11 protein-coding genes are annotated in these 14,676 nt (G+C 62.9%); 5 read left to right on the forward strand and 6 right to left on the reverse strand.

From position 1 onward, the window contains the following. Entirely contained in the window at window positions 1-591 is a 591-nt protein-coding gene (locus NKH29_RS03675; RefSeq protein WP_352814974.1) for a hypothetical protein, read from the reverse strand. 97 nt (window positions 592-688) lie between these two features. After that, a complete protein-coding gene (locus tag NKH29_RS03680) occupies window positions 689-1,294 on the reverse strand; it encodes a TetR/AcrR family transcriptional regulator (protein ID WP_352480978.1) in 606 nt (201 codons plus the stop codon). 82 nt (window positions 1,295-1,376) lie between these two features. Between NKH29_RS03680 and NKH29_RS03685 the strand changes: the two genes are divergently transcribed. Beyond that, window positions 1,377-2,660, forward strand: a complete 1,284-nt coding sequence (locus NKH29_RS03685) for an MFS transporter (protein ID WP_031194621.1) — start codon at window positions 1,377-1,379, stop codon at window positions 2,658-2,660. 365 nt (window positions 2,661-3,025) lie between these two features. Next, the gene (locus NKH29_RS03690; RefSeq protein ID WP_352999049.1) at window positions 3,026-4,600 is read left to right on the forward strand and encodes an alkaline phosphatase D family protein; all 1,575 of its coding nucleotides are present in this window, start codon (window positions 3,026-3,028) and stop codon (window positions 4,598-4,600) included. A 46-nt stretch (window positions 4,601-4,646) separates the two neighbouring features. Here NKH29_RS03690 and NKH29_RS03695 read toward each other — a convergent pair whose 3' ends face one another. Beyond that, a complete protein-coding gene (locus tag NKH29_RS03695) occupies window positions 4,647-4,928 on the reverse strand; it encodes a hypothetical protein (protein ID WP_352480975.1) in 282 nt (93 codons plus the stop codon). A 198-nt stretch (window positions 4,929-5,126) separates the two neighbouring features. Between NKH29_RS03695 and typA the strand changes: the two genes are divergently transcribed. After that, on the forward strand, window positions 5,127-6,956 hold the full coding sequence (typA, locus tag NKH29_RS03700) for a translational GTPase TypA (protein ID WP_023719738.1): 1,830 nt from the start codon (window positions 5,127-5,129) through the stop codon (window positions 6,954-6,956). Between the two features lie 57 nt (window positions 6,957-7,013). Here typA and NKH29_RS03705 read toward each other — a convergent pair whose 3' ends face one another. Then, on the reverse strand, window positions 7,014-7,640 hold the full coding sequence (locus tag NKH29_RS03705; RefSeq protein WP_352814977.1) for a DUF1062 domain-containing protein: 627 nt from the start codon (window positions 7,638-7,640) through the stop codon (window positions 7,014-7,016). A gap of 392 nt (window positions 7,641-8,032) precedes the next feature. On the opposite strand from NKH29_RS03705, the gene NKH29_RS03710 reads away from it, so the two are divergent. Next, entirely contained in the window at window positions 8,033-8,647 is a 615-nt protein-coding gene (locus NKH29_RS03710; RefSeq protein WP_352480973.1) for a LysE family translocator, read from the forward strand. 9 nt (window positions 8,648-8,656) lie between these two features. Here the strand turns inward: NKH29_RS03710 and NKH29_RS03715 are convergent, their stop codons facing one another. Further along, window positions 8,657-8,980, reverse strand: a complete 324-nt coding sequence (locus tag NKH29_RS03715; protein ID WP_352494112.1) for a YciI family protein — start codon at window positions 8,978-8,980, stop codon at window positions 8,657-8,659. A gap of 123 nt (window positions 8,981-9,103) precedes the next feature. Beyond that, the gene (locus tag NKH29_RS03720; RefSeq protein WP_023719735.1) at window positions 9,104-9,667 is read right to left on the reverse strand and encodes a peroxidase-related enzyme; all 564 of its coding nucleotides are present in this window, start codon (window positions 9,665-9,667) and stop codon (window positions 9,104-9,106) included. A gap of 134 nt (window positions 9,668-9,801) precedes the next feature. On the opposite strand from NKH29_RS03720, the gene NKH29_RS03725 reads away from it, so the two are divergent. Then, on the forward strand, window positions 9,802-14,586 hold the full coding sequence (locus NKH29_RS03725; protein ID WP_352814979.1) for an NAD-glutamate dehydrogenase: 4,785 nt from the start codon (window positions 9,802-9,804) through the stop codon (window positions 14,584-14,586). The last annotated feature ends 90 nt before the right edge of the window (window positions 14,587-14,676 follow it).

Below are 14,676 nucleotides of genomic sequence, written 5' to 3' on the forward strand. Positions count from 1 at the left end.
TCAGTTATCGACGCGGCCGAAATCGGGCGTGTTGCCCAGCATCACACGCTTGTCCTTGCCGCAGGCGAAGGTGCGTGCCTTCTCGTCGGCAAGCTTACGCGCCTGATCGTTGGCGGCGGGATTGCCGGTGGCGAGCACAAGAGCGATCGTGCAGCCTTCGTGGGCGCCAGGCTGGGCAACCTTGGCGACGATCAGCACTTCCGTCGACTTGTTCTCGCCCTCGCTATCGCTGATCGAGCGACGATGGATGACTGCAAAAGGAACGGCCATATCGCCCTTGGTTTCGATACGCCACTCGACTTTGGGTCCAGCCGAGTTGAGGCCGGAAAAGCTTTCCCAGACCGTGGTCATGTCGCCAGGTGGAAACCCGTAGAACAGAGATTCCCGCGCGTCGTCGTAGGAAACCATCACCGGGTAGCCGCCATAGCCCGAACAGGCGAGGTCGGCCCAGTCGCCGTCGCCTTCCTCCGCCTGGGCATAAGTCACGCAGTCCTTCTCCCAGACGAGATCGGTATAGACGCTGGATATGTCGCCAGCCCGGGCCGCCTGGCAGAAACCGGCGAGGACAAGCAGGATCAAAAGAGCGCGCATGGCGGACAACTCCGTTCGGGCTGCCGCAGCGTACCGTCAAATTCAGCAGCAGCCTAGACGAAGTCAGGCTGCTCACAGTGACCTGGTAAACGGAACGCTATTTCCTCAAGCTTGCCTCGATCAGAAGATCGGCGTTGCGGGCCACCGACTGCGCCGGTCCGCCGGCACCGAACAACTGGCCGCTGATATAGGCTCCCTCGATCAGGAGCAGCAGCCCGTCACCCAGCGTGTCGGCGTCGCCGGCGCCCATCGCCGCCGCCATAGCACGCAGGCGCCGGCGCAATTCCTGCTTGTTGGCCTCGCTCACGACGCGGGCCGGATGGCCGTGTTCGGGATATTCGACCGCGGCATTGGTCATGCCGCAGCCGCGATAGTCGGGCCTTTGCGTGCGCTTGCCGACACGCGTCAGGAAGGCGACGATCTGCGCGCGCGGATCGCCGGGATGGGCATTCACCGCCTCGTCGAAGCGCTCCCAGAATTCGAGGTCATAGTGCCGAAGATAGGATGCGGCCAACTCATCCTTGGACGGAAAGCTGCGGTAGAGGCTTGGCTTGGTGACGCCGGCACGCCGTACGATCTCGTCGACGCCGATCGCCCTAATGCCTTGCCGGTAGAACAGGTCGCGCGCCACCTGGAGAATCCGTTCGGCGGCGCGAGGCAGCGGTGCGCCATTCTCCTTGATCGTTGGTTCAATGCTTTTCATGTCTGGTTTGCCGATTGCCTGGTTGACAATGTTACCGGTCGGTACGTATGTTCCGCACATCTGAAACGTACCGGTCAGTAACATGATAGCTCAATCCCGCCCGTTTGGCCAGCGCTACGCTTTCGTCGTGGTCGCCGTCATCTTCCTCTGCCTGCTGATCGCCGCGGGCCTGCGTTCGGCGCCGGCAGTCATGATGCTGCCGCTGGAGAATAGTTTCGGCTGGCGGCGCGACGTCGTCTCGCTGGCCGCGGCCACCGGCATCTTCCTCTATGGCCTGACTGGGCCGTTTGCCGCGGCGCTGATGGAGCGGATCGGGCTGCGCCGCACCTTGCTTGCCGCGCTGCTTTTGATGTCGGGATCGACCGCGCTCAGCCTGCTAATGACCAAGCCGTGGCATCTGCTCCTCACCTGGGGCGTGTTTTCCGGCATCAGTTCGGGCGCTGTCGCCACCGTGCTCGGCGCGACCATCGTCAACCGCTGGTTCAAGACCAATCGCGGCCTTGTGATGGGACTGATGTCGGCGTCCAGCGCCACCGGGCTGCTGGTCTTCCTGCCGCTGCTCGCCTCGCTCGCCCAGTCCGGCGGCTGGAAGCCGGTCGCCATTGCCATTGCCGTGGCCACCGCCGCCTTGGTGCCGCTGGTTTATATGCTGGTACCGGAGCGTCCGGCCGCGATCGGCATGGTCCGCTATGGCGCCGAGCTCGACGATGTGCCGCCCGCGCCGCCGGCCGCGCAAGGCAATTTCCTCGCGCATACGCTGAGCACGTTGCGCCGCGCCGCCGGTACGCGTGTGTTCTGGTACCTGTTCGCCACCTTCTTCGTTTGCGGCTTCACCACCAACGGGTTGGTCGGCACGCACCTGATCGCCTTTTGCGGCGATATGGGCATCGGCGAAGTGCAGGCCGCGGGCCTGCTCTCGATGATGGGTATCTTCGATCTTATTGGCACGACGCTGTCGGGCTGGCTCACCGACCGTTTCGACCCGCGCAAGCTGCTCGGCATCTATTACGGCATTCGCGGCCTGTCGCTGATCTATCTGCCCTATTCCGGCTTCTCGGCGACCAGCCTGATCATCTTCGCCGTATTTTACGGACTGGACTGGATCGCCACGGTGCCGCCGACGCTGCGGCTTTCCAACGAGGCGTTCGGCGACCGCAGCGGGCCGATCGTCTTCGGCTGGATCGTCGCCGGCCATCAAGTCGGCGCAGCGACAGCGGCCTTTTTCGGCGGCACCATGCGCGAGCTGCAGGGCAATTACGAGCTTGCCTTCCTGATTGCCGGCATGACGGCAATAGCCGCCGCCTGCATCTCGCTGCTGATCAACACCAGCCGCCCGGCGTTCGATCCTGAACCGCAGGCGGCATAGCTTCTCGTTGCAGGAGAGATGCCGTCGGCCAAATTGCCGATCTCCCCCCTCGTGGGGGAGATGCCCGGCAGGGCAGAGGGGGCGCGAAGGTTCGCCAGCCTCCGACTTTACGCAATGTTCTGCCCAAACTCCGCTGCTCCGTCTGATTTCTTTCTGATTTGTACGTCGGCGGGACAGCGCCCCCCTCTGGCCTGCCGGCCATCTCCCCGCAAGGGACCCGCAAGGGGGGAGATCAGCAGCTTCGCCGCCGAGCGGTCCAGCCTTCCCGCTTGTTGATGTCAGAAAACCTTCATCGTTTCGAAATGTGCCTGAAACATTGAAGCTGGAGCTTGGCGGCGACGTTCAACGCCATCCAGGAGACAGCCATGGACAAGATTTCAATGACGCGGCGCGCTTTCGTCACGTCGGCCAGCGCCGTTGGCCTGGTCGGCGCCTCGGGTCTCGCCCTTCCCTATTACTCGCGCGCCAATCAGCGCCCGGCCTTCACCCATGGCATTCAGTCCGGCGATGTCGACGCGACCAGCGGCATGGTCTGGACGCGCACGGACCGGCCGTCGCGCGTCATGTTCGAAGTGTCGTCGACGGAAAATTTCGCCAATGCCGTCCGCCTGGCGCCGCTCGATACGTCGCCGGCCAGCGACTATACGGTGAAGCGGCTGCTTACCGATCTCGCCTCCGACCAGGACATTTTCTACCGCATGGTCGCGGCCGATCTTGCCGACATCAACGCCGTTTCGGAGCCGATCGTCGGCCGCTTCCGCACGGCACCTGCCTCGAAGCGCGACATTCGTTTCGCCTGGTCGGGCGACACCGCCGGCCAAGGCTGGGGCATCGACGAGACCGGCATGAAGACCTACGCCACGATCGCCAAGCACACGCCCGACTTCTTCCTGCATTCGGGCGATACGGTCTATGCCGATGGTGCGATGAAGGACGAGGTCGACCTGCCCAATGGCGACAAGTGGAAAAACACAGTGCTGATCGACGAAAAGCGCAAGGTTGCCGAGACGCTGGACGAATACCGGGCGCAGTGGAAATACAACATGATGGACAAGAACGTTCTTGCGCTCAGTGCCATCTGCCCGACTTTCTATCAGTGGGACGACCATGAGGTGCTTAACAACTGGTCGGACTCGAAGGACCTGACCGCCGACGACCGCTACACCGAAAAATCGATCCATGTGCTGGCGGCACGTGCTGCGCGCGCCTTCCACGAGATGACGACGATCCGCTACGAACTGTCGGAGCCGGGCCGCGTCTACCGCAAGATCGCTTATGGGCCGCTGCTCGATGTGTTCTTCCTCGACATGCGTTCCTACCGCGGCCCCAACGGCCCGGATATGCAGGAGACGATGACGCCGCAATCGCGCATCCTCGGCGAACAGCAGATTAAGTGGTTGAAGCGTGAGCTGGCAAATTCCAACGCGACGTGGAAAATCATCGCCGCCGACATGCCGCTCGGCCTCGTGGTCTGGAATGACGGTACCAAGAAGGTCGGGGCCGAGGCAGTCAGCAATGGCGACAATGGCCCGGCCAAGGGGCGCGAGCTGGAAATTGCCGACCTTCTTCGCTATATAAAGAACGCGGGCATCAGCAATACCGTTTGGCTCACCGCAGACGTGCATTACACGGCCGCGCATTACTACAATCCGGACAAGGCGCAGTTCGAGGACTTCAATGCGTTCTGGGAATTCGTTTCGGGTCCGATCCATTCAGGCACGTTCGGACCGAATGGTTTCGACATGACGTTCGGCCCGGAGCTGAAGTTCATCAAGGCACCGACTGCCGAGCAGGGTCAGAACCTGCCGCCGTTGGCCGGCCTGCAGTTCTTCGGACTTGTCGATATCGATGGCGCTACAGAGCAGCTGACGGTGCGGCTGATGGATCGCGACGACAGCGAACTCTACAAGGTCACGCTCGATCCGGTGCGGTCGGCGTGAGCGACTGCACCATTATCCTCGGGCCAGCCCGAGGGTAGGACGTGTATCAATCGGGATAGCAGACGACGGGAATGTTGGGCCAGACGGCGCCGTCGCATCCGGCATTTTGCTGCCTTTGCTTGAAGGCGGCGCTGACTGGCCCGGTCACCACCGGGTCGACGCCATCGGGAGCATCGGCAAAAAGCTGCTCCGCCGACCGCTTGTCGGACGGCAGCGCAGTCCGCGTCTCCTTGAACGACGCGGCCGACTGCGCCGCGCCTGCCGCGAGGAGGACGGCGAGTGCGCTACATGCCAAAATCGGCCGGAGTCTGCTGCCTGCGTCGATCATGAAATTCGAACTGCCCGGACCATGAAAGGTTCCGCCTTGGTTAATAATTCCACTTCACACCAAGACATTTAAGATTTGGTGACTTTATTTGGTGACTCGCCTCCTCTTTCGCAATTGCGAAAAACCCTGTATGAGCCGCCCAACCGAATGAGGCAGCGCCTTTTGGCCTGCTGCCTGCAACGCTCCCGAGACCAAAACATGAAAATCCGCAATATCGCGATCATCGCGCACGTCGACCATGGAAAAACCACCCTCGTCGATCAGCTCCTGAAACAGTCCGGCTCGTTCCGCGACAACCAGCGCGTCGCCGAGCGCGCCATGGATTCGAACGATCTCGAAAAGGAACGCGGCATCACCATCCTGGCCAAGGCGACCTCGGTCGACTGGAAGGGCACCCGCATCAACATCGTCGACACGCCCGGCCACGCCGACTTCGGCGGTGAGGTCGAGCGCATCCTGTCGATGGTGGATTCGGCCATCGTGCTGGTCGACGCCGCCGAGGGGCCGATGCCGCAGACCAAATTCGTCGTCGGCAAGGCGCTCAAGGTCGGACTGAAGCCGATCGTCGTCATCAACAAGATCGACCGGCCGGATGCTCGCCACGTCGAGGTGGTCAACGAGGTGTTCGACCTGTTTGCCGCGCTTGACGCGACCGACGAGCAGCTCGACTTCCCGATCCTTTACGGTTCGGGCCGTGACGGCTGGGTCTCCGAAAACCCCGAAGGTCCGAAGGACCAGGCTCTGGCGCCGCTGTTCGACCTCGTCATCAAGCACGTGCCGGCGCCGACCGTTCATCCTGGCCCGTTCCGCATGATCGGCACCATTCTGGAAGCCAATCCGTTCCTCGGCCGCATCATCACCGGCCGTATCGAATCCGGCACGCTGAAATCCAACCAGGCGGTCAAGGTGCTGCACCATGATGGCACCCAGGTCGAAACCGGCCGCATCTCGAAGATCCTTGCTTTTCGCGGGCTCGAGCGCCAGCCCATCGACGAAGCGCAGGCAGGCGACATCGTCGCCATCGCCGGCTTGTCGAAAGGCACCGTCGCCGACACGTTCTGCGACCTGTCGGTGACCGAGCCGCTGCACGCGCAGCCTATCGATCCGCCGACGGTGACGATGTCGTTCCTGGTCAACGATTCACCGCTGGCGGGCACCGAAGGCGACAAGGTGACCAGCCGCGTCATCCGGGACCGCCTGCTGCGCGAGGCCGAAGGCAATGTCGCGCTGAAGATCGAGGAATCGCCGGACAAGGATTCGTTCTTCGTCTCCGGACGCGGCGAATTGCAGCTGGCCGTGCTGATCGAGACGATGCGCCGCGAAGGTTTTGAGATCGCCGTGTCGCGGCCGCGCGTCGTCATGCAGAAGGGCGAGAACGGCGAATTGCTGGAGCCGGTCGAGGAAGTCGTCATCGACGTTGACGAGGAGCATGCCGGCGTCGTCGTGCAAAAAATGTCGGAGCGCAAGGCCGAGATGGTCGAGCTGCGCCCTTCGGGCGGCAATCGCCAGCGCATCGTCTTCCACGCGCCGACGCGCGGCCTGATCGGCTACCAGTCGGAACTGCTGACCGACACGCGCGGCACCGCCGTGATGAACCGGCTGTTCCATGCCTATGAGCCTTACAAGGGTGAGCTGCCGGGCCGCACCAACGGCGTGCTGATCTCCAACGAACAGGGGGAATCGGTGGCCTATGCCATGTGGAACCTGGAAGACCGCGGCCCGATGGTCATCGACCCAGGCGTCAAGGTCTATCAGGGCATGATCATCGGTATCCATTCCAGGGACAACGACCTCGAAGTCAATGTGCTCAAGGGCAAGAAGCTGACCAATATCCGCGCCGCCGGCAAGGACGAGGCGGTAAAACTGACGCCGCCGATCCGCATGACGCTGGAACGCGCGCTGGCCTGGATCCAGGACGACGAGCTGGTCGAGGTGACGCCGAAGACCATCCGCCTGCGCAAGCTCTATCTCGACCCGAACGAGCGCAAGCGTTTCGAGAAGTCGGCGAAAGTGGTCGGCGCGGCGTAAGCCACTTTTCTCAGCCACTATGAGGGAGGGAGCACGTGCGTGCTTCCTCCCTTTATCCTACCCGCCGGCCGCCGCGATAATGCCGTCCCGGTCTGGATCGCTAGACAGGTCGACGCGGATCGCCGTTCCCGCCCGGGCCGGCCTGCGCAAGGCTTTGGCCCCATCCGGACCAACCACCAGCAATCGCTTCTCTTCCCAAACCTGAAGCCGCGATCGCGAGACACCGAGTTCGTTGGCGAGCAACCGGTCGAGCCGCAGCGCTGTCGGCATTTCGAGCTCGAGCTGGAGTTCGAGGGCGGCGGTGTTTTCCGGCCTGTCCCCGAGCACCTGCTTATGAACGGCGGCTTCAGGAAACTCCTCGACGCGCCCGATCCTGCTTCGCAGTGCGGCAATATCGAAAGCATGGCGCCGCGCCAGGACCGGGTCGTTGCGTTCGAGCGCCTGCAATATTGCCGGTTCGATATCGCGGCGACTGCATCGCTCCAGAATGCCGAAATTCCAGGAATTGTCGCAATCGATGCAGCGGTAGATCAACCAGGCATCAATGCGTTTGCCATTGGCATTGACCCGGAATTTGCCGCTGCAGCGATAGGCTTTCAGACCGCCGCAGCGATTGCAGTTGAGGTGAGGTCGCGGTGCGGTCTTGGGCGCGATCGTCCAGCGGATACGCAGTATCGAAGGCATGCCGAAAAGCCCTTCCCGTCGGGAAGTTCGTCAGATCGGCGATGTCGAGATGCCCCTGCGGGCACGGCGTGGCGAGAGACTGCGGCAGTTGGAAATCAGGTGTCGCGGGTTATGCGCGACAGCGGTTCAGCAGTGCCAAACCGGTCTCGAACCGCCACCCTGAAGAACAGATGATGTGAAAACAGGCACCGCGACTGCGACGCCCTGCTCTGTGTCGGGGAGTTGGCGAGACCGGCGGTTACGCAGGCAAAGTGAAGCTCGGAAAGGATTTCGAGACGACACTTCTAGCCGCGAGGTGCCTGGCCGACAAGCCTTCTTTCGGTGGACGCTACCGTCGCCGGAACAGTTGGGTTATGTTGAAGCGTCCAAAAATTTCTAACGAGATCCGCGTCATGCATTTCACGTCGCTTCTGATTTTTGCCGGCGCCCTGCTTGTTGCCGCCGGCTCGCCGGGCCCGTCGATTGCCGCACTTGTGGCGCGGGTCATCGCAAAAGGGTTTCGCGACGTGTTTCCGTTCCTGCTTGCCATGTGGATCGGCGAAGCGATCTGGCTATCACTGGCGGTGTTTGGCCTCGCCGTGGTGGCGCAGACGTTCCACTTCGCCTTTGTCGTCGTGAAATGGGTTGGCGTCGTCTATCTCGCCTGGCTTGCCTGGAAGATGTGGACCGCACCGGTCGAGGCAAAAGAAGGTTCGCTGCCGCGCGAAGATTCGCCCGTCAGACTGTTCTTTGCCGGCATGGCGGTAACGCTCGGCAACCCCAAGATCATGATGTTCTATCTGGCGCTGCTGCCGACCATCATCGATCTCGGTTCAGTCAGCGTGATCGGCTGGGTCGAGCTGACGGCGACCATGGCCGTGGTGCTGGTCGCCATCGATTTGACCTGGGTGCTCGCCGCATCGCAGGCGCGCAAGCTCTTGAGGAGCAAACGGGCGATGAAGATCGCCAACCGCGTCAGCGCCGGCACCATGGCCGGCGCTGCGGCGGCGATCGCGGCGCGGTCTTGAGCCGCCGCGTCAACCCATTTCGATTATCGGTGCGATCTCGACGCTGAAACCCGGGTCCGTCAGGATAGGACAATCCTTGGCTTTGCGGACGGCATCGTCGATGTCTTTCGCTTCGATGATGGTGTAACCGGCGGTCGGATTGCTGCCGCCATTGTTCTCGACCTTGCCGCCGGGCAGCAGGGTCTTCGACATGCCGACTGGATTGCCACCGTCGACCACGGCTGAGCCAAGCTTGCCGTACCAGCCGTTCCAGGCATCCATCGCTGCCTTCCGTTCGGCCTCCTCGGTCGGCATCTTGCCCGAGCCGTGATAGACGTAGAGAAATTTCGCCATGTTCTCCTCCTTTGATCGGCGGCATCGAACCGGCATGCGGTCATGCCGCATGCCGATCATCGGACCAAACCGGCAAACAAGCAACGAGAATGCGATGCAGCTAATATATACGACCGCGGTGCCCTATCGCGCCATCGCGTGATATTCATCGTTCGGCCGCATATCGATCGCCGATGCCAGCCGGTTCGACATGTTGAAGAACGCGGCAGTCGAGGCGATATCCCAGATGTCGCGGTCGGAAAAGCCCACTTGCCGCAGCGCCGCCCGGTCGGCTGCGACGATCTTTGCCGGCTGCTCGGTCAGCTTCACCGCGAATTCGAGCATGGCGCGCTGCCTGTCTGACAGCTCGGCGGCGCGAAAATTCATCACCATCATCTCGCCGAAGGCCGGGTCGCCGGAAAGCTGGCGCACGGCCGCGCCATGTGCAACCAGGCAATAATAGCAATGGTTGACCGATGAGACGACCACCGCGATCATCTCTCGCTCCAGCTTCGACAGGCCGGATTCACCCAGCATCAAATCATTGTACATGTCGGTGAAAGCGCGCAGCTTCTTCTCGTCGAAGGCGTAGGCGAGCAGCACATTGGGAACGAGGCCGAGCTTCTCCCGGCATTTGGCGAAATAGGCGTTGGTCGCTTCGCTCAGCTCCGCCGGTGCGAGGTCAAGCGCGGTGATTTTGTCTGTCATAGGGGATTTCTCCTCGTTTTCCGCCAGGCTGCCGGTGAATTCCGACATTTCGTCGCAAGCCGTCAAACCTTTGTCGCCAAATACCCGTCATCTGCTACGATAGTTGTAAAAACATGACGGGAGGGAATTAGCTCATGGCCGGCCTGAAATCCGCAAGCCAGTTGAAAAAGATGAGTCCGGCCAAGGGCAGCGAAAAGCCCGGCAGGCTTGCCGACTACTTGCTGGCCCGAGCTCCGGCCGAAGATGTCGCCGCCTACGACGTCATCGATCTCGAACGCGCTGCCGAACTCGCCGGCCGCGCTGTCGCCCGGCACAAGAAGGACGACTGCGTCGTTGCCATAGACGTCGATTCCGGTGTCGTCCGCCAAGGCCGGCCGATGACGGTGATCACCGTCGTCAACGACAACATGCCGTTCCTGTTCGATTCCGTCCTCGGTGAGATTACAGAGAGCGCCGGCGAGCCGCTGCTGGTTACCCACCCGGTCATCGTGGTCAGGCACGGCAAGAACGGCGTCGAGGAAATCCTCGGCGATGGCGGTTATGCCAAGGGCGAGCACAGCCATGACCGGCTGAGCGTCATCCATGTCCATATCGGCCGCCTTTCGGCCGAGCAGGCCGAAGGCCTTTCCGCACGCCTGACGAAGCTGCTCGGTCAGGTGCGCGCCGCCGTCATCGACTGGAAGCCGATGCTTGCCCGCCTCGACCAGGCGATCTCGGAATTCCGCTACTCGCCGGTGCCGCTCGACAAGGCCCATGTCACCGAGGCGATCGCCTTCCTCGAATGGCTGCGCGACGACAATTTCACCTTTCTAGGCATGCGTGAATTCAAATACACCGGCGGCGAGAAGAGCGGCATGCTCGAGCGTGCCGAAAAGCCCGGCCTCGGCATCCTTTCCGATCCCGACGTGCTGGTGCTCAGGCGTGGCACCGAAGCGGTGAGCACGACGCCGGAAATCCGCGCCTTCCTGCATGGGCCGGAACCGCTGATCGTCACCAAGGCCAACGCCAAGTCATCGGTGCACCGCCGCATCTACCTCGACTACATCGGCGTCAAGACCTACACCGGCAAAGGCGTGCTTTCGGGCGAGCTGCGCATCGTCGGACTGTTCACCTCGACTGCTTATACGCGCTCGGTGATGAAAATCCCCTATCTGCGCTCGAAGGCCGAAACCGTCATTGCCAAATCCGGCTTCAATCCCGGCGACCACTCCGGCAAGGCATTGATCAACGTGCTGGAGAGCTATCCGCGCGACGAGTTGTTCCAGGTTCCGGTGCCGATCCTGCGCAAGCATGCCGAAGCCATACTGGGATTGATCGAGCGGCCGCGCGTCAGGGCATTGGTGCGTGTCGACCAGTTCGACCGCTTCGTCTCCGTGCTCGTCTTCGTGCCGCGCGACCGCTACGACAGCGTCGTGCGCGAGAAGATCGGCACCTATCTGAAGACCGTCTTCGAAGGCCGGCTGTCGGCCTATTATCCGGCCTTCCCGGAAGGCGGGCTGGCGCGCGTCCACTTCATCATCGGCCGCTCCGGCGGCAAGACGCCGAAGGTCGAGCAGGCGACGATCGAGGCGGCGATTCGCGACATCGTACGGACCTGGGACGATGCACTGCGCGAGACCGCGACCGAGACCGGGGCCGACGCGAAGCTAACGGCCATCGCCTCGCGCTTTTCGGAAAGTTATCGCGACAGTTTCCCGCCGGCCGTGGCGCTGGCCGATGCCGGGCGCATCGCCAGGCTCGATGCGTCAAATCCGATCGCCATCGACTATTACCGTCACGCCGACCAGAAGCCGCATCAGGCGGCGCTGAAAATCTATCACCATGGCAGCCCGGTGGCGCTGTCGCGGCGCGTGCCCGTGCTGGAAAACATCGGTTTCCGCGTCATCAGCGAGCGTACTTTCGAGGTCGGCGACAATCAATCCGGCATGGTCTTCATCCACGACATGGAACTTGAGAACAGCTACGGCAGGCCGATCGACCTCGGCAATGGCGGCGCGCTGTTCGAGGACGCGTTCCTTTCCGTCTGGCGCGGCAATGTCGACAATGACGGCTATAACGGCCTCGCCCAGACCGCAGGCCTGTGGTCGGGCGAGATCACCGTCCTGCGCGCCTATGGCCGCTATCTGCAGCAGGCCGGTATCCCGCAGAGCCAGGATTTCATCGCCGCCGCACTCAACCGCTATCCCGAGATCGCCCGCGGACTGCATGCGCTGTTCGTCGCCCGCCTCGGCCCGACGGATGAGACGGAAGGCGTCGTTCAGGCCAAACATCTGAAGGCCAAGATCACGGATGCGCTGGAAGACGTTCCCAACATCGACGACGACACCATCATCCGACGTTATCTGAACCTGATCGAAGCCTCGCTGCGCACCAATCATTTCGTTGCCGATACGAAAGAGAAGGGCCAATCACTGGCGATCAAGCTCGATTCGCAATCGGTCGACGGGCTGCCGGCGCCGCGGCCATGGCGCGAGATCTTCGTCTATGGCTCCGAGGTCGAGGGCGTGCATCTGCGCTTCGGCCCGGTCGCGCGCGGCGGCCTGCGCTGGTCGGACCGTGCGCAGGACTATCGCACCGAGGTGCTTGGCCTGGTCAAGGCACAGCAGGTCAAGAATGCGGTGATCGTGCCGGTTGGCGCCAAGGGCGGCTTCTACCCGAAAAAGCTGCCGATGAGCGCCGGGCGCGACGCCATTTTCGAGGCCGGCACGGCCGCCTACAAGAATTACGTTTCCAGCCTGTTGTCGATCACCGACAATATCGGCCTGGACGGCGTCATCCCGCCAGCCGGCGTGGTGCGGCGCGATCAGGATGATCCGTATTTCGTCGTCGCCGCGGACAAGGGAACGGCGACCTTCTCGGACACCGCCAACGCCATAAGCGAAAGGCACGGCTTCTGGCTCGACGACGCTTTCGCCAGCGGCGGTTCGGCCGGATACGACCACAAGAAGATGGGCATCACCGCGAAGGGCGCCTGGGAAGCAGTCAAGCGGCATTTCCGCGAGATGAACCGCGACATCCAAACCACGCCGTTCACTGTCGTCGGCGTCGGCGACATGTCGGGCGACGTGTTCGGCAACGGCATGCTGCTGTCGGAGCAGACCCGGCTGATAGCCGCCTTTGATCATCGCGACATCTTCATCGATCCCGATCCCGACATGGCGGCTTCGATGGCCGAGCGCCGGCGTATGTTCGCTCTCGCCCGTTCAAGCTGGCAGGATTACGACAAGACGAAGCTGTCGGAGGGCGGCATCATCGTCTCGCGCAGCCAGAAGTCGATCACCTTGCCGGCGCCCGCGGCTGCGGCGATCGGCCTCGGCAAGACAACGGCCACGCCAGTCGAGATCATGAGTGCCATTCTCAAGGCGCCGGCAGACCTTTTGTGGTTTGGCGGCATCGGCACCTATGTCAGGGCATCGGGCGAGACCAACCAGGACGTCGGCGACCGTGCCAATGACGCGATCCGCATCACCGCGCTCGACCTGCGTGCCAAGGTCATCGGTGAGGGGGCCAATCTCGGCGTCACGCAGCGGGCGCGCATCGAATTCGGATTGAATGGCGGCCGCTGCAACTCAGATGCGATCGACAATTCGGGCGGCGTGAATTGCTCCGACGTCGAGGTCAACATCAAGATCGCGCTGGCTTCCGCCATGCGCAAGGGATCGCTGACCCGGCCGGCGCGCAACAAATTGCTGGCCGAGATGACCGATGAGGTCAGCGCCCTGGTGCTGTCCAACAATTACCAGCAGACGCTGGCGCTGTCCCTTGCCCGTAAGCGCGGGCTCGCCGACATCGCCCATCAGAGCCGCTTCATGGCGGCGCTGGAGGCGCGCGGACTGCTCGACCGTGCCGTCGAGGCGCTGCCGTCGCCGGCGGCCTTTGCCGAGCGCGAGACGCGCGGTGAGCCGCTGACCCGGGCCGAGCTCGGCGTGCTGCTCGCCTATGCCAAGATCGTGCTGTTTTCCGATATCGTCGCCAGCGACGTGCCGGACGATCCGCATTTCGACCGTGATCTGATGGGCTATTTCCCCGATCGCATGGCGAAGAAATATGCGGGAGAAATCCACGGCCATCGGCTGCGCCGCGAGATCATCGCCCGTGTCGTCGCCAATGATCTGGTCAATCGCGGCGGCCCGTCCTTCGTCAACAGGCTGCAGGAAGCGACTGGCCGCAGTGCCGCCGATGTCGTGCGCACCTTCGCCGTGGTGCGGGATGGCTTTGCGCTGCCGGCGCTCTACCGGCAGATCGACGCGCTCGACAACCAGATCGACGGACAGATCCAGCTCGACCTCTATCAGGCGGTCAGCCGGCTGATCTATGTGACCAGCGGCTGGTACCTGAAGAACGATGCCGGCACCGCGCCGCTCGGGCAGCGGATCACCGAATTGCAGGATGCGCGCAAGGCGTTGGAGCCGAAGCTCGTGTCGCTGCTGCCGGCCTTCTCTCGCGAGCGGATCGAGGAGCGGCGGCACGGCCTGTCGAAGGGCGGCGCGCCGGAGAGTCTTGCCGAACAGCTGGCGCTGACCGACGTGGCGGAACTCATCCCCGACATCGCGCTGACGGCGCGGACGGCGAGTGCCGGCATCGTCGCTGCCGCCAAGGCGTTCTTTGCAGTCAGCGATGTCTTCCGCATCCCGCGCGTCGAGGACGCGGCGCGCTCGATCACGCCCTCGGATTATTACGATCAGCTGGCCCTTTCCCGCGCCACCGACACGATTGGGGCGGCCAGGCGCGGCATCGCCGTGGCGGCACTCACCGGCCATGCCGAGGCGGCGGATCCGGTGACTGGATGGTTGGAGTCCGGCGGCGAACGGGTCGGACGCATCCGCGAGCGGCTGCAGGCGCTGACCGAGGGCGGCGACATCACCGTGTCCCGGCTGTCGGTGGCGTCCGGCCTGATGAGTGATCTGACGGCGCTGTGAGAAGTCTTCCACATCGCGCGGGATTGCCGGGAAGAACTGCGCTATAGAGCGAACGGCGCGCGGCGTTGGGGCGCCCGGAGCATGATCGCG

Origin of the sequence: Mesorhizobium sp. M1295, assembly GCF_040318135.1 — a bacterium.
In the GTDB taxonomy this organism is placed as follows: Bacteria; Pseudomonadota; Alphaproteobacteria; order Rhizobiales; family Rhizobiaceae; genus Mesorhizobium.